Here is a 22176-nt window from a genome sequence, read left to right as displayed (position 1 = left end):
ATGGTTATTAGACCATAAAAAATTGTATTGTCATTTTCACTATTACCAACAAAATATTATTTATATATATCATCAACTATGATTAATCAAGTTAACCATCTATCTACAATTAAATTATCAAGCACTAAAATTATCCTTACCTTGGGTTTAAGTACCTTAGGAATTGTCACAGGATTAACCCCAGAATATAACTTTCAGTCTAATGCTATCACCATCAATAATCAAGCCTTTGCTCAAAACTTTTCCGATGCCGAATTAACTAGATATGCCCAAGCGGCGGTGGAAATTGAGAGGTTAAGACGTTCTACCTTTGCTAACATTGAAGCTATTGTCGGAGAAGAAAGAAGCAGTCAATTAGCTTGTCATCAACAAAATTCTATTAATGAGTTACCTAGTAATGCTCGTAGTTTGATGAATGATTTTTGTCAAAATTCCGAAGCCATTGTTAGACGTAATGGATTAAGTATGAATCAATTTAATCAAATTACCCAACAAGTTAGACAAAATGATGCTTTGAGGAGTAGATTAAGGGATATTACCCGTCAATTATAAATTAAGATGGGGTCATTGAAACTATTTGTCCTTTGGTTTAGGTAATTGATTGTAGTAATTATCTTTGGCGGAGGCTTTTTTGCTTTTGAATAAACCTGTAATTAAACTCCAACTCCTAAAGCCTAATTGACGACTGATGCGAGTTACCCCCGTGACGACTTCAGCATCTTGATTAACATTTAATTTTTCTTCTAATAATTCTTTTAATTTTGTACTGGTGAGGGGGCGATTTAAAACCCCCTTTTCCCCCAATGAAATTGAGCCTGTTTCCTCGGAAACCACCACACAAACACAGTTTTCCACTAATTCAGTGATGCCCATAGCGGCACGATGACGAGTGCCTAATCTTTTGGAGGCACTTTTTTCGGATAGGGGTAGGATAACACTTGCAGAGACTATTTCTGAACCTCGGATAAAAACTGCGCCATCATGTAGGAGGGTTTTAGTTTGGAAGATAGTTTGTAATAATTCTTTGGTAATTTCGGCATTTAGTTGCACTCCTGGGCTTAGAAATACCCTTTCTTCTACGGTGTTAAAGGTTTCGATGATAATTAATGCACCCGTGCGGTTTTGGGATAATTCTTTGACGGCTTCGACGATTTCATCGATGATGGTATCTCCTTTAGGGATGATGTTATCGGATTGCCATAATAGTTTGATTTCTCCTTTACCTAGTTGCTCTAAAAAACGTCTAAAATCTGATTGAAATACTACCCCCATGGATAGGGAACAAATTAGGATTAATTGTTCTAAAAAAAAGCTGATTATTGTTAGTTGTAGGAGGCGATCGCACGTTAGATAAATAAGAATTAAAAACAATAAACCCCTTACCATTCTTTGGGCTCGACGCTCTTTAACAAGACTTATAATTAGATAAAAAAAGACACTAACTAAGCCTAGATCGAGAAAAAATAGCAAAAAAAATTTTAAATTGTCAGGAAAAAAACCCGACCAAAACATTCAATTATAACCCGTTTTATATGTTGTTTACTAAAAGCTAATAACTACAAATTTATTCTAAAACAACAACTAGCAAGATGCCATAAAATTATGAAACAACTATTTATAGAGAAATATAGTTACCATCAAATTTAGGAGATAAAGGGGGTAAGATTGCCATATTTTTCTTGGTAAAACACCATGATTTTTTACTACCACCCTTTCCCCATGGATTGATAAATGATGACTTAATATCCCATTGCCCACAAGGGGTAAAAACCCCCTGCCCCATAACCAATAAGATAAAATCAATGTAACCCTATACCAAACGACTAGGCAACAAATCTTGTTTTACCAAATCATCATAGGTTTCACGGCGGATAATTAAATTTGCCTCTCCTTCATTAACTAAAACAGCGGCAGGACGTGCTAGACGGTTGTAGTTAGAAGCCATACTATAGTTATAAGCCCCTGTTGCTAATACTACCAGAATATCACCCTCTTTTGTCTCAGGAAGGGCGACATTTTTTACTAAAATATCTCCTGATTCGCAATGTTTTCCCGCAACCGTTACGGTTTCGGTATTTGGGCTTGTCATTTTGTTAGCAATCACCACTTCATAAAGGGATTGATAAGTAATTGGGCGAGGATTATCCGACATTCCCCCATCTACTGAAATATAAGTTCTTACATCGGGTATTACCTTTCTTCCCCCCACGGTATAAGCCGTTACGGTACTACTACCGACCATGGAGCGGCCCGGTTCGGAAATCAATTTTGGTAGGGGTATATCGCGCTCCTGACAGGCTTTGACGACGGATTTACAAACAGTCTCTACCCATTGTTCAATGCTGGGGGGATCATCGGATTCAGTATAACGAATACCTAAGCCACCGCCAACATTTAATTCTGCCATGGGTAAACCATAATCGAGGGCTTTTTTATACCAGTCGGCTAAGACTCCTGCTAAGTCGTGGTGGGGTTGAAGTTCAAAAATTTGTGAGCCGATGTGGGCGTGTAAGCCAATACAATTAATAAATTCTTGCTCTTTGGCAAAGGTAAAAACCCCTTCTAGTTGGTTAGCATCAAAGCCAAATTTACTGTCAATGCTTCCTGTGCGGATATATTCATGGGTATGACATTCAATGCCGGGGGTGAGGCGCACGAGAATGGAAACGGGGGTTTGTTTTTGGGCGGATAATTTGGCGAGGTTTTCTAATTCTAGCCAGTTATCTACCATAATTTTACATTGACTATCGATGGCTAATTCTAGTTCGGCAATGGATTTATTGTTACCGTGGAGGTAGATTTTATCTTGAATATATTCTTGACCTAAGTTGCTCATCTCGAGGGCTTTTGTGGTAGTATATAATTCGCCTCCAGAAACCACATCAAAGCCTATTTCTTCGGTGGCTAGGATAGATGCGATCGCCATACAACACCAAGCCTTGGAGGCATAGATAACTTGGGATTGCCCTGGGTAATATTTTCTAAAGGCATCTCGGTATTGACGGGCGCTAGTACGTAAAGTTTGCTCATCAACAATATACAAAGAAGTACCAAATTTTTTAACTAAATCAACCACATCACAACCACCAATTTCCAAATGATTTTGATCGTTTATTTTTGCTGTTAAGGGTAAAAGCTGTTGATTTGGAGATAAACTAGAGTCAAATTCTTTAATAAACTTTTCGGAGCTATTTTTTTCGGTAACTAACATTTATATTTTCACTAATATATAAAAATGAATATAGATGACTTAATTTTGTTACTAAATCACCTTTTTGAACGGTCATTTTCCTAATAATTAATTTTATCAGGAGTCATCAAAACTATTTTAAGTTTAAAGATAAAGGTAAATATAATTCTAACTCGACTTTGAAACAATGGGAAGAATTATCTTAACCATAGTTTCTTGCTGGTAAATACTATTTATTATTAAACTACCGCCATAGATTTCTAACATTTTTTGGGCAATGGCAACCCCTAAACCGCTTCCCTGTTGCTCATATTTTGCTCGTTGAAACTGCATATATGCGCCTATGCGTTGAATTTCTTCCTGTGTCATTCCTTTACCCTGATTAAAAATAGAAATTTCTAACCAATTGTCATTTTGTTTTTGACAACTAATTCTCACCATATCCTTAGGCTGGGAATATTTAAAAGCATTATCAAGTAATTCACGACATATTTTATCTAAATTATTTTCGGCAATTGCCACCATCTCATCGTCAATTTGCAGGGATAAATCCGATTGACGGTGATATTGTTGCGATATTTCTTGGCTTAGGGAAACTAGAATATTAAAGATACTACATTGAGAAGTTTTTGATTGTCTAATGTGTTCAATTTTTTGATTATCTTGACTAATTAATTCTAATTCGGCATACAGTAAAAAATTCTGCATTAAATGGGTTAGCCTCTTACTACTTTCTAAAATTAAATCAGCAATTTCTTTCAATTCTTCTTGACTCAAATTATCTGCATAATCTTTGAGCAGTTGAGCCGAACTATTGATACCATTAAGGGGAGTATTAATTTCATGGGGTAGGGCAAAACTAATGTTGTGTCTTAACTCTGTTAATCTTGTGGAGGATTGTTTTTTGAGTCGGGCTGTTTTTTCTAGGCGAGTGTTAATGGCTTTGAGAAGACTATCAATGGTAAAGGGTTTAAATAGATAATCATCCGCACCTAATTCCATCCCTTTTCGCATATTACGGGTGTCTGAGTTACCTGTTAAAAAAATAAAGGGAATAGAGGAAAACTTTTCTTGGCTTTGTAATGTTTCTAGTAATTCATACCCTGTCATGGTGGGCATGGAGACATCACATAATATTAAATCAAGGCTATTTTTTTTTATTAACTGTAACCCTTGTTTACCGTTACTGGCTGTAATGACTTGAAAATCGAGGGTAGTTAGAATTTCTCTGATGCTATCTCTGATACTAACATCATCATCAATTACTAATATTGTGGTCATGATAGAAGGGTTTTAAATTCATAAAAATCTGAATAAATAATTAGTCGGTTTAATTTTTAGTTTAGTTTGGCAATAGGGAATGGGCAATAGTAATAATACTTTTAATACTATACATTTACTGTAATTTAATAATGTTTCATATTCAAAATCAGCAATGCCTTATATTTAATAATTATGGTGAGCTCAATGATTTTAGAGTTTTATTTTATCTAGGTTTTGGCGAGGATTGTAGGTGCTAATTTCCTCTATTTTTTGATAATATTCTTTCTCTTTATCACTTATGTTAGCAGGAGTTGCGATCGCAATGCGCACTAACAAATCACCTCGACTACCCTTAGCGCTACTCCATCCCTTACCTTTGAGACGTAAAGACTGCCCATGACGAATACCTGCAGGGATTTTGACACTAACACTACCATCGGGGGTAGGCACAGAAATTTCATTACCTAACACAGCTTCTGGGGGTGTAATGGGCATTTCACAAACCAATTTATCATCCTCAAAGGAAAAAAAGTTATGGGGTTTTAAGTCAACTTTCAAATATAAATCGCCCCTTTGCTGAGTTAAAGGATTAACATTTCCTTTACCCCGTAAACGAATTTTAGTGCCTGATTTTGCCCCGGGGGGAATTCTCACGGTGACAGTTTCTGTGCCTAGGTTAATTTTACTCTCTACCCCCTTAAAGGCTTGGGCGAAAGTAAGACTGATATTTTTTTCGATGTTATAGGCGCTATTATTAGAGGTTTGTTGCCCCCCAAAACCGCCAAAATCTCCAAATCCTGTGCTGTTGGTTCTACTTCCTGTGCTACCATATCCCGTGGAGGATGGGTTAGAAAAACGTCCTAATAGTTGATCGATAAAGTCATCAAATCCACTGTATTGACTAAAATCGAAGCCGTCAAAATTTACCCCCGCACCAGCGCTGCTGTTACCCCAAGGGGATTGGGTTTTTTGCCCTGCTTGTTGCCAATACCGTCCAAATTGATCATATTTTTTCCTTTTATCTGCGTCTCCTAATACTTCGTAAGCCTCACTAATTTCTTTAAATTTTTCTTCTGCTTGTTTGTTGTCAGGGTTACGATCTGGATGATATTTTACTGCTAATTTACGAAAAGCCTTCTTAATTTCATCTGCTGTGGCACTTTTATTAATTCCTAAAACTGAATAATAATCTTTAAAATCTGTACTTGCCATAGTTCTATTTTTTTTGCTTTTTCCTTAACAATAAAATTAATTTTAGTAAGATATATATGATAACTTAGGGGTAAGTATTACTTATTTTCAAGAATGTTGAATGTTTTTTATTATCAAGATTTTATTAGGGGTTGTCAATAATTGACGCTAATCTTGATCTTTGATTTACTTTGAAAGTGTTACTTACTTAATTCTAAGGTAGCAAAATTATATCTTGATTTAGGTTCGGTTAAACCTCCATTTTGTTTTGATTGATAATTTTTTATGATCATTTCTCGGCTTTTTTTTCGTTATGATATTAAAATCTTAATTAATTGTATATAGTATGTTTCCTTTTTATTTTTCTTTTGATATGGCTATAATTACGGGTAGTTGTTTATGGTCATTGGCTTTATATTTGGCTTTTGCGTCTTTACGGGAAAAAGTTATTAATGGTTTAGAAAGATGGTTTAATTTTGCAGAACAATATTTATATACTTCTGAGGAAGAATTTGAACGTACTAGGAAGGGTAGAGAGTCTCAAAATGCTTTTTTAGCTTCTTTAATGAGTATTATTCCTTTTTTTATTTTTGGTATTTTAACTAATTATTTAGTGCAAATAAGTTTTGGCAAAAGTTGGGATATTAGCATGGGAATTTTAGGGGCGATCGCCTGTGGAGTTTATGCTTTAGGTCGTCAAGATTCCCAAGGTAGGGAGGAATAGTCAATAATTAATAGTAATATGTGACCTTATTAAATATAATTGTTTAGCCATTGATTTGATAATAAATAAATTAGTTATGATGAAATATTGGGATGAAACATTAGCAGTTAGTCAAAGAATTTTAACGGAATTAATTAAGAGAAGAAGAAGTTTAATTTTTTGGTCAATTTTTCCAATTTCTATTTTATTTATTAATGGTTATATTTTAGGAGAAAGGGCAAGTTTAGAGTTATCAGAAGCCCTGAAAATGGCAGCACCTCCTAGCCTCGTGGGGGCAGCTTTATTTTTTAGTTGTTTGGGGGGAAGTGTGGCAACGGTGGTATCTGAAAGGGAGCAAAAAACCTTAAAAAGATTATTTATCTCTCCATTAAGTGGTTTTTCTTATTTTATCGGCATTTTTCTGGCTCATGCTTTAATCGGTATTGGGCAAACTGTTTTGGTTTATGGGGTGATTTTGGTGAGGGGAGAAACCATTGAGGGTGATTTTTTTCTGGGGGTTGCGATTCTGTTTCTTAGCATTGCTGGTTATGTGGGGGTTGGTTTTATTTTAGGTACTCAGTTGGCCAAACGCACAGAGGATGTAAATGCGATCGTGGCTACTTTTGGAGTACCATTATTAATTATTGGGGGGGCTTTTTTGCCTACTTCTTTGTTTCCCGATGGTTTATTAACGGTAGCTCAATTTAACCCCATTTTTCATATGAATGAGGCTTTACTTAATGTGTGGGCTGGGGGTAGTAGTTTTGAAGATGTAGAAAATCATTTTTGGTTTTTAGTTATCTTTGCGGGGGTTATGGTTATTAGTGGTTGGTTTTCTTATTATCGTATGGTGCAATCGGAAAAAACTCTTTAATATTAGGGTGGGATAACTCCTTCTCAAAAAATGAGGTTAATTTTAAGTTTGGGACAACATTTTTGATTTTTGAAAGGTGTTAACCATTGCCTATTGCCTAAAAATCACTCATTTTGTACCTCACCGAGATGAAAATGGCTATATTGTCAATTCTTACACGGTGGATAATAGTAAACTTTACTAATCTGATTTGGTATCAGGTTGAGAATGTGTTATCGAGGGCTTGGCGTAGGTTACCTTGATGTTTGTCGAGGAGGGTTTGGGCTTGGTTTTTATTAAGGTTTTTCCAGTGCATTAGTAGGGCTAGTTTAACTTTTGAACCACTGGCAGTTAATAATTCTTGGGCTTTTTCTCGCTCTAAGTCGGTTAAGTCGGTAATAATTCTTAAGGCTCTATCTAGTAGTTTAGAGTTGGTGACGGATACATCGATCATTCTGTTGCCGTAAACTTTGCCTAGTTTGACCATTACCCCTGTGGAAATGATGTTTAGGGCCATTTTGGTGACTGTACCTGCTTTGAGGCGGGTTGAACCTGCTAAGACTTCTGGGCCTGTGAGTAGTCGAATGTCCACATCTACTTCTATTTTTAGTTGCTCTTGGGGAATACAACTGATAAAGATGGTTTTCGCTTTTCTTTTTCGGGCTTCTTCTAACGCTCCATGGACGTAAGGGGTAGTACCTCCTGCGGTGATGCCGACTACTACATCTATTTCGTTGATTTCGTAATGGGCGATCGCCCTTGCGCCATCTTCGGGTAAGTCTTCTAGGGCTTCGGAACTTTTGAACATTGCCCCTTCTCCCCCTGCTAGAATGCCTTGTACGAGGGTTGGATCGGTGCAGAAGGTGGGGGGACATTCCGCCGCATCAAGTACCCCTAAACGACCGCTAGTACCTGCCCCAATGTAAAATAATCGACCCCCTTGACTAAGGCATTGGGCGGTAATGTCGATGGCTTGGGCTAAGGATTGACGGGCAAGGGCGATCGCATCTACGGTTTTTTGATCCTCTTGGTTAAAAACATCAACGATTTGCAAACAAGAAAGCTGATCAAGATTCATACTAGCAGGATTAATCTGCTCGGTTAAAAGATGTCCCCTAGTGACTTCATTATTCATGATTAAAAACCAAAATTATCAATATTGTTCATTGACCATTATTAACAGTCAAACAACATTATCCATTATCCATTCTCAATTATCAATTATAGTAACCCCTCCAATTGACGGCGAATACGCTCAAGTTCAAAAGCAGACATTTCGGCTTGGGAAGAATTTTCGGTAATCGGTGCTTGAGGAGTGCCATTAATATCCCAGTCCATATGTTCGACATTATTCTCAGGGGGAACTTCTAACATACCCTCAGAGATAAACTTGTAATCATACCCCGCACTGGCACAAAAATCCTCAATCTCATCCATTTCAATGGCTTCAGCCGAAGGCATGGGAAAATCTTGAGCCTCCAAAAGTAACGCATAGCGCACCGCATCATCTTCCGATTCAAACATCAACACACAGTCGCGATCGCCTATCTGTAATGTGTGAATACCTTCATTGCTTGTTCCCGAATTGTATAATAAAACATAAACAATCATAGACCATACTCCCAAACTCTAAATATCGATTACCTTCCCCACCATTAATAACCATCAAGGATAGGGCTAATAAACTATATTTTCATGGTTAAATACCCATGTCAATTTTGTTACAAATTCGTTAAGAACGACAAGGCCCGGCCATATTAATGCGAATTAACATTTGATCGATCGCCCCTACCAAATTAGTACCCACATTACTAGGATGATTAGCCATAATACTAAAGATTAAAGTACCATGATCCTTATGATCCAAATAACCAGATAAAGCCCTTACCCCCCGTAGAGTACCTGTTTTTGCCCTAACAATGCCCTGTACAGGGGTTTGCCTCATGCGATTAGTTAGAGTACCACTCACCCCCGCCGTGGGTAAAGAAGCTAAAAATACATCCCGATGACGGTCATTATACATTACCCTTAAGGTTTGAACGATCGCCCTTGGGGTAGCCACATTATTACGGGATAATCCAGAGCCATCGGCAAAATGGAAGGTACTCGGATTGACCCCCATTTGAGCTAAAATCTGTTTAGCAGTGGTAGAACCCCCCACACGACGTAACAGGGTATCGGCATAATAATTATTACTTCTGAGATTAACCACATTAATCCATTCTCGTACAGAAGTATTACCACTAAAATTAGCATTGGGGTCCATTCTTTGTAAAGCGGCCGCCGTGGTTAAAATTTTGGTGTTAGAAGCAGGAATAAAACCCCTATCGGCGTTGTAATGGTAAATGGTTTCCCCCGTCTCTAAACTTTCTACTAAAATTCCCCAACCTCCACCATAGGCATCAATAATTTGTTGGATAGAAGCATTTAATTCTGGGGTGCAAATATTGGGGGTGATACTTCTAATTTCTGGGGGGTTAACGGGAATGGGGATAGATTGATTTCTCTGGGCAGGATTAAACTCTAAAATAGAAGCGTTATCTTGGGCAGTAACCGCCCCTCCACTAAAGGCCATGGAGAGAATGGAGAGGAAAGTTATAAACTGGTGCTTTTTAATCATATGATAATGGAAACTCTTAAATGTGTTGTTTTGATGTCTTAAAAGTAATTAACTATTTTTTTTGTTTGATCATTAATTATCAGGGGGAATTTCTGAACATAAGCTATTCGTAATATTTATACCAAATCCGAATATCATCACTGCCCTTGCAATGAATTACAAGGCTACGGGTTTATGGTTCAATTTATTGAACTAAGGTATATTTTGATTGACTGATTTAGTATTCTGTGCATCAGAATAGACTTAATAATTGGTGGTCAATTATACACCTTATTTACATTAATTTGGCTCAAAGGTTTATCCTTGAATGACCAAGGGCGATCGCATTTAGAGATCTTACTTTTTTTGACTTAAAGTATCTTAACAAAAGAAATTCAAAATGACGAAGGAATCAAAATTATCCATTAAAAAGACCAATCCAGCAGTTTATTATCTAGCAAGGTTTTTGGTGGTTTCCCCGTTTTTTCATCTTTATTTTCGAGGTAGGGTAGAAAATGTGGAGGGTGTACCCCGTGAGGGCAAATTGATGATTGTGAGTAATCATGCCAGTGTTTTTGACCCACCTATTTTAGCTTGTGCCATTCCCCGTCGGGTATCTTTTATGGCCAAACAAGAGTTATTTAATTCCCCTTTATTTGGTAAATTAATTTCCTTTTTGGGGGCGTATCCTGTGAATCGGGGTGAGGGCGATCGCAACGCCATCCGTCAAGCCTTAGCTAGAATAGAACAAGAATGGACAACCTGTGTGTTTATCGAAGGTACTCGCACCGACGATGGTAAAGTAAATAATCCCAAGTTAGGCGCGGCCCTAATTGCCGCCAAATCCCAAGCCTCGGTGTTGCCCGTGTGCCTTTGTGGTACAGAAAACATCTTAGTTAAGGGAAAAAAATTACCTCAACCCGTCTCCGTTAACATCAAAATTGGTGAGGTGATGCCCCCTCCCCCTTCCACCAAGAAAAAAGACTTAGAATTAGCTACCCAATCTTACGCTGAAGCCATTAATAAATTACACTCAAGCCAAGGGTAAACAAAAGCGAAAAGTAGTGCCTTGGTTAAGTTGACTGGTTACCTCGATAGCTCCGCCGTGCAATTCTACCAATTTTTTGGTAATAGCTAAACCAATACCACTGCCCCCAGAATAACTGTTACGGGAGCGATCGGCTCGCCAAAATCTTTCAAATACATGGGGTAAATCTTCCGGGGCAATGCCTGTGCCGGTATCTTCGATGGCAATCCATAAAAATTTATTAACTATTTCTGTAAAAATTTCAATAGAACCAATTTCCGTGTAACGAATGGCATTTCCCAATAAATTCACTAAAATTTGTTCGGTGCGATCGCCATCAGCCATTACCAAGGGCAAACTATTAGGACATGATAACTTTAACACTGGCCCATCATCCAAAAGTTGATCCCGAAATCTAGTAATCAAATCCCTCAACAAAGGTAAAACATTAATCGGTTTCACATCAATAGATAAATAACCAGCCTCCGCCTTCGACAACTCTTGTAAATCCCGAGTCAAATTTTCTAAACGTTTTGTTTCGCGCACCATATTCAAATATAACTGGGGAGAAGCCTCCATATCCCCCGATGCTAATTCTTCCAAATAACCTCTCACCACCGTTAAAGGGGTGCGTAACTCATGGGTTAAATCTCCCACTAAATCCCTTCTTCTTCTCTCCACATCCTCCAAACTACTAGCCATGCGATTAAAACTGACGCTCAATTGATTTAACTCAGGAATCTCGCTTTCTGGCATTCTTTGCTCCCAATGCCCCGCTGCAAAATTGTGGGTAATGTCTTTCATTTGCTGTAGGGGTTTCATAATTCTTCGACTCAGATAATAACTTAATCCCCCTGCGGTTAAACCACCCAAAACCAATGACCACATGGTACTACGATTCCACGCCGTCTCAAAGCCTTCAATCAGATAAGTTTTAGCAGACCTTACGGTTAAAAATCCTTTTCTTTCTAACTGTTCTAATCTTAGGACAAAAAATTGGGGAGAGGACACTTTCGCCACACCAATAAAAGTGCTTAAACCTACCACCATCACTGCTAAATGGGATAGAAAAAGCCTTGTGCCTAAAGTCATTTTTTGTTTCATCTTTTGTTCCTTTTATTACTTTAACCTGAGCTCGAGATAACATTGTTAGTGTTTTAATTGACAATTAATCATGAATAATTCAACTATTATCCCCCTACTCCCCATCACCCCTATTCCTCATCCCCCATACTGACAACTATTATTCCCAACGGAGGTTACTTTACGGATTAATGGCAGTGATTACCCAGTTATTTTTTTCATCTAGGTGGTATCGGTATCTATTTTGGGGGTTACCCTTGAGTTGAAGATGGTCAACTTTTTGAGGTTTTAATATTAATAAACAAAAGGTATCAAGGGGTTGTTCAAGGCTATCTGTTGCGGTGTGGTATTCTTTAATAACTTTTTCTCCTGGGGTTGGCCATGTAAATTGTATTTTGGCGTTATCGCTCAATTTTTCCCATGCTTGTTGACGGGCATGGCTCATATTTTTATTGTTTTCTTGGTAGGTGATAATATCGATCAAACCTTGGATTCTAAATTGTTCTCTGGTTTTGGTAAAATACCAACAAATCTCGCTTTGAGGTTGTTTTTGTAGATGTTGATATTTTTCGCTTCTAATGTCGGTGATAATTTGTAGGTTGTTGGTATCTGCATAAAAACCACGAAAAACGACGGTACGATTGTGGGGAAATCCTTCTGGGTTGATGGTTGCTATTTGAAAATAACGGCTATGGGGTTTGGCTCGATTTAGATGTAAGGCTTTGGCTAGGGGCGATCGCCACGGTGCTATATTAGTCATAGGTTTAAGTTTAGATCAATCATTATCCATTATTCATTATTTTTTTGAGTAATTAAAACCATCGTGAATTATCAGTTGCCGAAATTAAAGGATTTGCCCTCCGATGCGGGGGTTTATTTTATGCGCGATCGCACCGGGGAGATATTATATATAGGTAAGGCAAAAAATTTACGCAAAAGGGTATCATCCTATTTTGCCCCCTCCCAGAGACATAGTAACCGTATTGCCTTGATGGTATCTCAGATACGGGATATTGATTTTATTGTCACCGACACCGAAGCCGAAGCCCTGGCATTAGAAGCGAATTTAATCAAGCAACATCAACCCCATTTTAATGTGTTGCTCAAAGATGATAAGAAGTATCCTTATGTGTGTATTACTTGGTCTGAAAAATATCCTCGCATTTTTATCACCCGTAAAAGAAGGGTAAAAAGTAAGGGCGATCGCTACTATGGGCCCTATACTGATACAAGGGGATTACGGCATACCCTCGACTTAATTAAAAATAATTTTGCCCTCAGACAGCGCCCCAAGCCGTTACATAAAGATAGACCCTGCTTAAATTATGATATGGGAAAATGCCCTGGGGTATGTCAAAACCTCATTTCGCCTCAACAATATCAACAAACCATCCAAAAAATTGCTCTTATTTTTCAAGGGAGGACAAATGAACTAATCAATCAGTTACGGCAACAAATGGAAAAGGCGGCGGAAAATCTTGACTTTGAAAAGGCGGCAAAATATCGAGATCAAATCCACAGTTTAGAGCAATTATTTGCCACCCAAAAGGTAGCCTTGCCTGACGATACCATATCCCAGGATGCGATCGCCCTTGCCCAAGATGAACAACATACTTGCATTCAACTATTTCAAATTAGGGCAGGGCGTTTGGTGGGTAGATTGGGCTTTTACACCGATAGTGGTAAGGAAACCGAGGCGGGGGAAATCTTACAAAGGGTATTAGAACAACATTATCAACAAATTGAACCCTTAGAAATTCCCTCCGAAATTTTGGTACAACATCCCCTCGAGGATGCGGAAATATTGATGAAATGGTTAGGAGAAAAAACAGGCAAAAAAATCACCATCATTAACCCCCAAAGACAAATTAAGGCGGAATTAATCGCCATGGTGAAAAAAAATGCCCACATTGAATTGGAAAAAACCCAAAAATCCGTCCTCGTAAACCTCGAAGCTATGGAGGATTTAGCCCAAATTCTCGGTTTAAAACACCTTCCTAAGCATATCGAAGGGTATGATATATCCCACCTTCAGGGTTCCAATGCCGTGGCTTCTAGGGTGGTATTTATCGATGGACAACCTGCCAAACAATATTATCGCCACTACAAAATTAAAAACCCCACCATCACCATTGGACATTCCGACGACTTTTTATCGTTACAGGAAGTGATTAGACGGCGTTTTTCGGGCAATGACCCCCATCCTGACTTAATTATGATTGATGGCGGAAAAGGGCAACTCTCGGCGGTGTGGGAGGTGTTAGAGGAGTTAAATTTAACAGGTAAGCTGAAAGTAATTAGTTTAGCGAAAAAAAGGGAGGAGATATTTTTACCCAAACAATCCCAACCTTTGCCTACGGATGCCGAACAAGCAGGGGTACAATTATTGAGGAGGTTAAGGGATGAAGCTCACCGTTTCGCTGTTACCTTCCACCGACAACAACGATTAAAGGCTTCGAGGCGATCGCAACTTGACCAAATCCAGGGCTTAGGCTTTGAACGCCAAAAACGTCTCTTAGCCCATTTTCACTCGGTGGATTACATCAGGGAAGCCAGTGTAAAGCAAATTCAAGGGGTGGATGGTATCGGGCCTAATTTGGCTCAAAATATTTACGACTACTTCCACCCTATTTGATCAAAACCAACCTTTATTCTAAATTCGAGAATATAGAATTTCACAACTCTATTCCCTATTGCCAAACTAAACTAAAAATCATAGCTTAATTCACCAACGCCCTTTTTTTAATATCAAGTTTGCTCGATCATATGCCTATTAGGGTCAGGTTTCAGGTGACAGGTTAGAGTTTATTAATTGTCATTGTTAACTGTTTACAAGACTATAAATCTTATCCCGAACCTAGGTTATCTTAGTTCAATTTATTGAACGACAAACTATTAGCCTTGTAATTCATTGCAAGGGGAGTGATCTATTTTTATCTCATACCCAATATTTACAAGGCTTTCAAGGAATCTATAAAAAAAGTTTAAAAAAAATACCCCATTTCCTTGACACTAGAATATGGATTCGTTATATTAATATATGTGCGTTAAACGAAGGAACACAAACCACAAGTTAACCACAAAGCCTAAGCCCCCATCGTCTAGAGGCCTAGGACACCTCCCTTTCACGGAGGCGACAGGGATTCGAATTCCCTTGGGGGTATATAAAAAAAATGGGAACTAGCTCAGCGAGTTGGTTCTTATTTTGCTTTTGTGCAAAATTAAAGGCGATCGCAAAGTAGTAGACTATGTTTGATCGCACTTAGACACCCTTTACATCCTTATTATGATTAAAATATATCAGCAGGATCAGCATCTTTTAATTTTCTAACGGCGATCGCCCCTGAAATAAAACACATAATAATAGTTAAGAGTAAAACCATCACAACCCGAGAAACCTTCATAGCTAAAGGTAAAGCCGTAGCAGTCTTCGTTAAACCATATAAACCAGAAGAAATCAAGAAACCAGGAATAAAACCCAAAATAGCTAGAATAATCGCCTCCTGAAATACCAACACCAAAAAATAATTATCCCCATATCCCATCGCCTTGAGGGTAGCATACTCAGGTAAATGATCCGAAACATCAGCATATAATATTTGATATACTATCACCGTACCCACCACAAAACCCATACCAGCCCCCAACAAAAAAATAAAACCGATGGGCGTACTATTAGACCAATAACCTTGCTCAAAATCGATAAACTCTTGATGGGTAAGTACCCGCACATCAGCACCCAAAAAAGAATTTAACCTATCCTTAACCATTAAAGGATCTACATTATCCTTGAGCTTAACTAACCCAACCTCAATATTACCACTACTACGCTCGGGGAAAGTTCGTAAAATATTTGTATCACTGGTAATTACTGTACCATCCACCGCGAAAGAAGGACCAAGGGAAAATAAACCATTTACCTTAATATTTCGATTATTAATCTCCGTTTTTACCTCACCTTGACTCTCATATAAACTTTCAACCCTGCCAAACTCAGGGCGAGAAGCCACATCAAATAAAAAAGTATCCGATAACTTAATTTCATCCAAATTTTTATTAACCAAAGGTAAGTCCAAAATAGAATGGGAAGGATTAAAACCCATAGCCATAATTGTTCTCACTTGGCCAGTTTCAGGGTTTTTCCAATCACCCAAACTAATATAAATCGGCGCAACGAATTCCACTTCTTCTAAGTGCAATGTTTGATATAAACCCCGACGGGAAAAAGGCTTCATTAAATGTATAGCCTCAGACTGAGGGCTAATCAACACCAAATCAGCTTCTATTTTTTCATGGATAAGGGTAGCACTATCTAATAAAGCCCCTCGAAAACCTAATTGCATAAACATGAGTATATCAGCAAAGCCAATACCCGCTAAGGCAATCAACAATCGCATTCTTTCATGGCTTAGTTGTAACCACGCTAAAGGAGTTTTCACTATTTCACACTTACTATTTTGATCAATTTTTGTTACACCTACTATTTACCAATCATCCTCAATCCCATTACTTACGGATGCTTAATTAATTGGTAACCCACAATAATTCATGATATACGATTATTTATTACTCATAACCTTAAAAAAGAAAGAAACTAAAGCTCATACCAGCGCACCCTAGAATAAACCAGAAATAATATATTTAAGCTAAGGAAATATACTTAAGAAAGAATTAAGATTCTCAGATTTGTTACTTTAAGAATCACAAAAAGAACCAATAATAAACAATCCGTTACACTCTCGTTGGTAAATAAAAATTAGTTTTAAATCAAGAAAATCAGAGTAAATAGGAGCAAAATTAATTAAATAGTTTTTCCATTGCTTTCACAGTATATTTTAACTATATTAACGTTTAAACAATCTATTTTACCTAATTTGTCTTTGATTATCATACTTAAGCAAGACCATAAAAATAACAGAGATTATTACTGATTATTAAGTAGTTGGTTTGTCGTTTTTAATATTATTTATCTTATCTTCATAGAAAAAAACTAACTTTATCTTACCTTCATACAAGGGAGTTGACATTTTTTTGTCTAATTGTTAAATTTATACCTAGATATACTTACGTACAAACAATCAATTAAGTAAGTAGTGACTAATAGTTATTTACTTAAGAATAAGAAGTCAAGAAAAGGCATTATAGATTTTTTCATACATATACAAGGAGATAAACAAGATGGTTGGTAACACACTAGGAAAATATTTAGCTGTAGGTTCTTTGGCATTTACTGGAATCTTCGCGCACACTACAATGGCTGATGCAGCTATTATTACTGGAGATCAATTTAATTTCACAGGAAACTTATACTTCACGGGAGCTCAATTTGATTTTACTGGTCCTCCGGTAACTACAGCTAATACTCCAAACGTTGCAGGGGGTTTCAGGATTACTTCAGATACACCAACTAACGGTACAGACTTTGCAAATGGTATAGATGGTATTGGAACAGGCGGTAACGGTTCTATTCTTGACTTAAGAGCGGCGGACTGTCCAGCCATAGTTTGTACAACAATCACTCAAGCAGGCCCTATCGTAAATAATGCTAATCCTAACAACTCGGTTGCTAACTTCATGACATTTAACAATACTGGGGCTGGAGGATTATTGAATTTTGGTATTCAGTTAGACAGTATTCAGAGGGTACTTTTATTAAATGGTGATATTGCTGATCCTAGCTCCACTCTCAATCAAATAGCTTTTGATGTGTCAGGGATTTTTACCGACAACATAACTGGGGATATTTTTAAAGCTACTGGTAGATTTACCCCAAATGTTGAAGCGGCTTTGCAAAATGTTAGTATTGCTCAGTTAGAAGCAAATCCCGATACATTTCTTCCATCATCTGGTTCGGCGAGTTATACGGGTGTATGGCAGATCGGAAGACAAGTGACGACCCCTGAACCTTCGGCCATTGGTGGCTTAATAGCTTTCGGTTTCCTCGGTTCAATGACCGTATTAAAAAAGAAAAAAGCAAAAGCATTAAACTAATTCACATTAAACAACCCTCCTGATGAGGGAGGGTAAAACTGTCACCTATTCTGGGGAATAACGCCCTGGTGAGAGAATGTTGTTCGGGTCGAGGGTACTTTTTAGTTGTTTGAGTAGTTGATTATAACTATCTTCTCCTTTATTCATGGTTTTCATGGAATGGATACCTAAACGATAGGGGTAATAACCATTGGTGGTTAGTTTATCCATCAACTCTTCATAACATTCCAAAGCTCGTTGATCTTCTCCTTGTATATCTCGATCATAGCCAATGGTAATGACGCAATCAAGTACCCTTTCCGTTAATAGGGTGATAGACTGTTGAGGCTCAAACCCAAATTTGAGTAAGGTTTCTCGGACAATCTGGTTAATTTTTGCCCCATGGCTTCCCAACAAGGGTGCGACAGGGGCGCACCAGATTAAACCGCAACCATCTCGATCAGGGTCAGGATTTTGGGGAATAGGCGTTTTTTTGCGCCAATAGGTACTAGCTAACTGGGTGCTAGTAGGTACACCTTTCATTAATCCATAAACGGGGTGCATTAGGTCTAGTAATTCTGGCAAATGAGAACCTGTTATCTTTTGAAAAGGTTTAGCAATACCATCGGCAAGTTTTATGGTGCGATCATCCAAAAACTGGATTCGGCGAACTTTTCCTTTGAGGGCATTATTAATTAATCTTTTTGCCTCTGCAACTTGTTTTTTTGTTCCATAAATACCTCCTGAACCATTCCATGCTCCAAAATCCCAATCCTTAGCAAACTGATTTAACACCTCATCGGGTAATGGTGTAACTCCCTTGGATTCCTCCCAAGGATATTGCCGCAAGGCACATAATACCTTATAACTATTACCGATATGTACCGCACTTTTTATGGTGCCATCTAATCGGAGAGGGCGTAAAGCATCTATTAAATCAGCTAGTTGATCATCCCTTTGGACACTAAAGAAAAATGCTTCAAAGTGTTCAGGTGCTGGCATTAACCAAAAAGTCATCTGCGTAACAATACCTAGGTTAGACTGGGTAAAAAGTCCATCTAAGTACGGGCCTAATCCCCAACGATAAACAGGCGCCGCAGTAGCATTACCGAATTTGCCAAATCCTGTGTGGATGATTTCCCCTGTGGGTAAAACGGCTTCTAAACCGCAAACATGGGCAAAATGATCACCATAGGGAGTATGCCCAAATCCCCGCTCCATGGTATTACCAATCAGGCTACTTTCTACAGAGGAAGCATTACAGTCTAGCCAAAGATTCGATTTTTTCTCTTGTAAAAACTCATAGAGTTGTTTTTGAGTAACCCCTGGTTCAATGGTAACGTAACCCAATTCTTCGTTGAAATCAATGATTTTACTCATCTTTGTCAATTCCATTAAGGCACAATTATTCTCCGTAGGTACTTTTGATCCATAGCCCCAGTTTTTGCCTGTGCTAACAGGATAAATAGGAATTTTGTATTTATTTGCTATTTGTAAACATTTTTGTATTTCTTGAGCATTTCTAGGACGTAATACGGTAGAAATTTTTTTATCAGTTAAATATGTGGCAGTTGCTTTTTCTTCTAGTATTGATTGTTGAGTAATGACATTTTCTGGGGTTAATATATCTCTCCAAAAATGAACGGCTTGTTCAATATCCATAATATTTGTTTGGGGTAGTGGAACATAATTATATTTTAAATTATTTTATGTTTTTTATTTTTATAGATATTTAGTTATTTGTACAACTTAAACTTATTACTACTAACTTTATTTTTATCAATTTAATTCAATGTTTGCCAAAACTATTCATTATCTTTCTATTAAAGTACCTTTTTTGTAATTATTATTATTTTAAAAAAATGTCTGTATATTAAGCTATATTTGATAACTTTTTACTTTTGTTGTTAGTCAATTAAGTAATAGAAATTATTACGATAATTTATATCTATAATATTTACTAAGTTTTCTATAGACAATTATTCATTGATAAAATAAAAATCCTAAATTAAACTAACAAATGATAGTGAATATAGTATTACTTTGATTAGAAAATAAGTCATAAACAATTAAGCAATACAAGAATGATAAGAAAAGCCCTTTTTTAAGGTATTAAGTATTTTTTGGTAAAGATGATATACCTCTACGTTAGAGCCAAAAGCGCTAACAATTTCGTCTTTATCCATGATATAGGGGCCTCTTTTGCCGTGGAAATCCACAAGACTACCAATGGGATGAGCTATTAAACCACTCATACGTAAATGTCGGGCTAATCTCGGTTCCATTAGGGTTACACCATGACTAAGGCTTAAATCAATAACTAAACCAGTGGCCGCTAAATAAAGCCCTAAGGCAATGACAGATGAACGCCTTCTCTGTTCTCTAATTTCTTCTTTATTTCTGTTGTTAAAAACGATTAAACCATCGGGAGTATTTTGTTCCCCTGCTCTTTTTCGGAAACGGGAAATAACTGCTAATCGTGATACTTCTCCTATTTTTGTTCTAGGTATTTTTCTAAAATCAAGACTATGATTTGGACAGACACTTTCAAAGGGAAAACGATCATTTATATCGCTGGTATTTGATAAAACTAGACGCACACACCCTGCATAAATTCCCGTAGATTTATGTTGCAAAATACAATGAATTGACCTGTTATCGTAGGCATCTCTTTCCATTGAATCAGGAAAGTTTTCTAAAGGTTCGTAACCTAATTCTTGACAATATACTTGATACCTAATTCTGAAGACTTGTTCTTTTAATTCTTGAGTGTTTGCGACGAATATATTGAAGTATTCAAAAAAGTGTTCTCCTAAACTTGTATTATCCATAATTGATATTTTTTGAGGGATATACTTTTGATTATATCTTTTTTGTCTGTATATAACTAAGTAATTTTATTTTTTTTTGTCAGTAATTATTATTAATTTTTGATAAAATATAGTAATTGTACTTAATATTTTACGAAAAATGTCTAAAAAATCTTTTTTTTTGAGAAAAATAAGAGAAAATCAGAGGTAATAAGTTTTATTTTATGAGTTTTAAAATCTTAGTTTTAAACATGATTTATGATAATTTTGACAATTTTAATTGTGAATTAGAGTGCACTGAAAAAGTAGTTCATGGTTACCTAAGATGTAATACCAAGTTCAGAAAATTCGTTACAAATAGATTCTATCCTCGCACCCTCACCGTGTAATGAATTTAACGAAGGTCATTGGTTGTTAATTGATAAGTATTGAAAGAAATTTGAGAGAAAACTATTTAGGTACTATCTAAGTAATAGAATGTAGATAAAAGCAATCCCAAACGAGGCGGGGTTGGACATAGTTTTTCAGCGCACCTTTAACCCTTTCGAGACTCTCAATGATTTCCATATTCCTTTGTTTATCCCAATACACAGACTGTAAATAATCCGCTAACCATAATTGGGTTTCCAATTCCAAACCCTCACTAATTTCCTTAGCCAGGTGGAATCCCTCGATCGCCCTTAGGGGTAGTTGAGATAACCTAGAAAGTAAATCTGATGGTATTTCTAACAACTTAGTGCGATCGCCCATAGCCTTACCTGGAGAACCCTGTGCCAACTTAATTAACTGAGGATATTGCAACACATCCCCTGCATTTTGTCGCTGTAATACATAGGCAACATCATCTTCCGTCAAACGAGAAAAAGGAATTATCTGACAACGAGACACAAGGGTAGAAAGAATCGCATCCACACTAGAGGCAATTAAAATAATAGTAGCCCTCCCTGGTTCCTCCAGAGTTTTTAACAAAGCATTCCCCGCCGACTCCGCCATCAACTCCGCATCATCAATTACTACCACCGAGCGAGGCGCTTTCAGGGGTGGACGAGCCAAAAACTGACTGACTGCCCTGATTTGCTCAATTCTGATTTGGGGAGCATTTTTTCGCTTTAAACCCTGTTCCTGAGCTTCTGAGACGGTAATCAGTTCACCTTTATCAGTGTATGTAGGCTCTACCCAAAGAAAATCGGGATGATTTCCTGCCTGTATTTTTTGCACCATCACACCATAATCATCCTCCGGGCGAATCATCAACATTTCCGCAAAACATCTCGCCCCATAGGCCTTTCCCACCCCCTTCGCCCCTACAAACAAGTAAGCGGGGGCAATGCGGTTAATGGCGATCGCCCTTTCTAACAATTCTACAGCTAAGGGTTGTCCAATTAATTTCGCAAGAGGCTTCATAAAAAATTGACAATGGACAATGGACAATTGACAATGATAGGTAAATAAATTTCGGTCAATATCAAATAATAACCTACTTTTTG

19 protein-coding genes and 1 tRNA gene are annotated in these 22176 nt (G+C 37.4%); 7 read left to right on the top strand and 13 right to left on the bottom strand.

What is annotated here, in order from left to right; all coding sequences use genetic code 11:
• The first annotated feature begins 78 nt into the window (after window positions 1-78).
• On the top strand, window positions 79-552 hold the full coding sequence (locus IQ215_RS08510) for a DUF4168 domain-containing protein (protein WP_193800889.1): 474 nt from the start codon (window positions 79-81) through the stop codon (window positions 550-552).
• 21 nt (window positions 553-573) lie between these two features.
• Here IQ215_RS08510 and cdaA read toward each other — a convergent pair whose 3' ends face one another.
• From cdaA to IQ215_RS08490, 4 genes are all read right to left on the bottom strand, one after another.
• The gene (gene cdaA, locus IQ215_RS08505; RefSeq protein WP_193800888.1) at window positions 574-1512 is read right to left on the bottom strand and encodes a diadenylate cyclase CdaA; all 939 of its coding nucleotides are present in this window, start codon (window positions 1510-1512) and stop codon (window positions 574-576) included.
• A 298-nt stretch (window positions 1513-1810) separates the two neighbouring features.
• A complete protein-coding gene (gene lysA, locus IQ215_RS08500; protein ID WP_193800887.1) occupies window positions 1811-3211 on the bottom strand; it encodes a diaminopimelate decarboxylase in 1401 nt (466 codons plus the stop codon).
• A gap of 147 nt (window positions 3212-3358) precedes the next feature.
• Entirely contained in the window at window positions 3359-4471 is a 1113-nt protein-coding gene (locus tag IQ215_RS08495; RefSeq protein ID WP_193800886.1) for an ATP-binding response regulator, read from the bottom strand.
• 192 nt (window positions 4472-4663) lie between these two features.
• Window positions 4664-5665 carry a DnaJ C-terminal domain-containing protein gene (locus IQ215_RS08490; protein ID WP_193800885.1) on the bottom strand — a complete coding sequence of 334 codons (1002 nt, stop codon included), beginning with the start codon at window positions 5663-5665 and terminating at the stop codon, window positions 4664-4666.
• Between the two features lie 313 nt (window positions 5666-5978).
• Here IQ215_RS08490 and IQ215_RS08485 point away from each other — a divergent pair, with 313 nt between their 5' ends.
• On the top strand, window positions 5979-6368 hold the full coding sequence (locus IQ215_RS08485) for a hypothetical protein (protein ID WP_431355528.1): 390 nt from the start codon (window positions 5979-5981) through the stop codon (window positions 6366-6368).
• 79 nt (window positions 6369-6447) lie between these two features.
• Complete coding sequence (locus IQ215_RS08480; RefSeq protein WP_193800917.1) at window positions 6448-7221, top strand: ABC transporter permease; 774 nt, start codon at window positions 6448-6450, stop codon at window positions 7219-7221.
• 196 nt (window positions 7222-7417) lie between these two features.
• Here the strand turns inward: IQ215_RS08480 and murQ are convergent, their stop codons facing one another.
• From murQ to dacB, 3 genes are all read right to left on the bottom strand, one after another.
• The gene (gene murQ, locus IQ215_RS08475) at window positions 7418-8335 is read right to left on the bottom strand and encodes an N-acetylmuramic acid 6-phosphate etherase (RefSeq protein ID WP_193800883.1); all 918 of its coding nucleotides are present in this window, start codon (window positions 8333-8335) and stop codon (window positions 7418-7420) included.
• An 86-nt stretch (window positions 8336-8421) separates the two neighbouring features.
• Complete coding sequence (locus IQ215_RS08470; protein ID WP_193800882.1) at window positions 8422-8811, bottom strand: DUF3110 domain-containing protein; 390 nt, start codon at window positions 8809-8811, stop codon at window positions 8422-8424.
• A gap of 121 nt (window positions 8812-8932) precedes the next feature.
• Window positions 8933-9820 carry a D-alanyl-D-alanine carboxypeptidase/D-alanyl-D-alanine endopeptidase gene (gene dacB, locus IQ215_RS08465; protein ID WP_193800881.1) on the bottom strand — a complete coding sequence of 296 codons (888 nt, stop codon included), beginning with the start codon at window positions 9818-9820 and terminating at the stop codon, window positions 8933-8935.
• Window positions 9821-10199: 379 nt separating this feature from the next.
• Here dacB and IQ215_RS08460 point away from each other — a divergent pair, with 379 nt between their 5' ends.
• A complete protein-coding gene (locus IQ215_RS08460; protein ID WP_193800880.1) occupies window positions 10200-10847 on the top strand; it encodes a lysophospholipid acyltransferase family protein in 648 nt (215 codons plus the stop codon).
• Here IQ215_RS08460 and IQ215_RS08455 read toward each other — a convergent pair.
• Entirely contained in the window at window positions 10833-11930 is a 1098-nt protein-coding gene (locus IQ215_RS08455; protein ID WP_193800879.1) for a sensor histidine kinase, read from the bottom strand. The two genes, IQ215_RS08460 and IQ215_RS08455, sit on opposite strands and share 15 nt — an antisense overlap.
• A gap of 160 nt (window positions 11931-12090) precedes the next feature.
• On the bottom strand, window positions 12091-12669 hold the full coding sequence (locus IQ215_RS08450) for an Npun_F5749 family FMN-dependent PPOX-type flavoprotein (protein WP_193800878.1): 579 nt from the start codon (window positions 12667-12669) through the stop codon (window positions 12091-12093).
• Window positions 12670-12744: 75 nt separating this feature from the next.
• Between IQ215_RS08450 and uvrC the strand changes: the two genes are divergently transcribed.
• Complete coding sequence (gene uvrC / locus IQ215_RS08445; protein ID WP_206688554.1) at window positions 12745-14544, top strand: excinuclease ABC subunit UvrC; 1800 nt, start codon at window positions 12745-12747, stop codon at window positions 14542-14544.
• Window positions 14545-14999: 455 nt separating this feature from the next.
• Window positions 15000-15072, top strand: a tRNA-Glu gene (locus IQ215_RS08440).
• Between the two features lie 127 nt (window positions 15073-15199).
• Here IQ215_RS08440 and devC read toward each other — a convergent pair.
• Window positions 15200-16348 (bottom strand): ABC transporter permease DevC, encoded by a 1149-nt coding sequence (devC, locus tag IQ215_RS08435; protein WP_193800877.1) that lies wholly within the window; start codon window positions 16346-16348, stop codon window positions 15200-15202.
• A 739-nt stretch (window positions 16349-17087) separates the two neighbouring features.
• Here devC and IQ215_RS08430 point away from each other — a divergent pair.
• Window positions 17088-17900: a hypothetical protein gene (locus IQ215_RS08430; RefSeq protein WP_193800876.1), complete on the top strand. Its 813-nt coding sequence runs from the start codon at window positions 17088-17090 to the stop codon at window positions 17898-17900.
• Between the two features lie 45 nt (window positions 17901-17945).
• Here IQ215_RS08430 and IQ215_RS08425 read toward each other — a convergent pair whose 3' ends face one another.
• From IQ215_RS08425 to IQ215_RS08415, 3 genes are all read right to left on the bottom strand, one after another.
• Window positions 17946-19541 (bottom strand): FAD-binding oxidoreductase, encoded by a 1596-nt coding sequence (locus tag IQ215_RS08425; protein WP_193800875.1) that lies wholly within the window; start codon window positions 19539-19541, stop codon window positions 17946-17948.
• A gap of 407 nt (window positions 19542-19948) precedes the next feature.
• Window positions 19949-20710, bottom strand: a complete 762-nt coding sequence (locus tag IQ215_RS08420) for a PEP-CTERM/exosortase system-associated acyltransferase (protein ID WP_193800874.1) — start codon at window positions 20708-20710, stop codon at window positions 19949-19951.
• Between the two features lie 444 nt (window positions 20711-21154).
• The gene (locus IQ215_RS08415) at window positions 21155-22093 is read right to left on the bottom strand and encodes a DNA polymerase III subunit delta' (protein WP_193800873.1); all 939 of its coding nucleotides are present in this window, start codon (window positions 22091-22093) and stop codon (window positions 21155-21157) included.
• Window positions 22094-22176 lie beyond the last annotated feature (83 nt).

It is taken from the genome of Cyanobacterium stanieri LEGE 03274 (genome assembly GCF_015207825.1).
Taxonomy (GTDB): domain Bacteria; phylum Cyanobacteriota; class Cyanobacteriia; order Cyanobacteriales; family Cyanobacteriaceae; genus Cyanobacterium; species Cyanobacterium stanieri_B.
Note: the sequence above shows the minus strand (reverse complement) of the source record. Positions and strands in the feature narration are given on the sequence as shown.

Bases quoted from the DNA above. Each gene is read 5' to 3' on its own strand.
- IQ215_RS08510 (WP_193800889.1), top strand. From the start codon at position 79: ATGATTAATCAAGTTAACCATCTATCTACAATTAAATTATCAAGCACT.
- IQ215_RS08425 (WP_193800875.1), bottom strand. From the start codon at position 19,541: ATGGATATTGAACAAGCCGTTCATTTTTGGAGAGATATATTAACCCCA.
- lysA (WP_193800887.1), bottom strand. From the start codon at position 3,211: ATGTTAGTTACCGAAAAAAATAGCTCCGAAAAGTTTATTAAAGAATTT.
- IQ215_RS08490 (WP_193800885.1), bottom strand. From the start codon at position 5,665: ATGGCAAGTACAGATTTTAAAGATTATTATTCAGTTTTAGGAATTAAT.
- IQ215_RS08470 (WP_193800882.1), bottom strand. From the start codon at position 8,811: ATGATTGTTTATGTTTTATTATACAATTCGGGAACAAGCAATGAAGGT.
- IQ215_RS08460 (WP_193800880.1), top strand. From the start codon at position 10,200: ATGACGAAGGAATCAAAATTATCCATTAAAAAGACCAATCCAGCAGTT.
- IQ215_RS08415 (WP_193800873.1), bottom strand. From the start codon at position 22,093: ATGAAGCCTCTTGCGAAATTAATTGGACAACCCTTAGCTGTAGAATTG.
- IQ215_RS08495 (WP_193800886.1), bottom strand. From the start codon at position 4,471: ATGACCACAATATTAGTAATTGATGATGATGTTAGTATCAGAGATAGC.
- IQ215_RS08420 (WP_193800874.1), bottom strand. From the start codon at position 20,710: ATGGATAATACAAGTTTAGGAGAACACTTTTTTGAATACTTCAATATA.
- dacB (WP_193800881.1), bottom strand. From the start codon at position 9,820: ATGATTAAAAAGCACCAGTTTATAACTTTCCTCTCCATTCTCTCCATG.
- IQ215_RS08450 (WP_193800878.1), bottom strand. From the start codon at position 12,669: ATGACTAATATAGCACCGTGGCGATCGCCCCTAGCCAAAGCCTTACAT.
- IQ215_RS08480 (WP_193800917.1), top strand. From the start codon at position 6,448: ATGAAATATTGGGATGAAACATTAGCAGTTAGTCAAAGAATTTTAACG.
- cdaA (WP_193800888.1), bottom strand. From the start codon at position 1,512: ATGTTTTGGTCGGGTTTTTTTCCTGACAATTTAAAATTTTTTTTGCTA.
- murQ (WP_193800883.1), bottom strand. From the start codon at position 8,335: ATGAATAATGAAGTCACTAGGGGACATCTTTTAACCGAGCAGATTAAT.
- IQ215_RS08455 (WP_193800879.1), bottom strand. From the start codon at position 11,930: ATGAAACAAAAAATGACTTTAGGCACAAGGCTTTTTCTATCCCATTTA.
- IQ215_RS08430 (WP_193800876.1), top strand. From the start codon at position 17,088: ATGGTTGGTAACACACTAGGAAAATATTTAGCTGTAGGTTCTTTGGCA.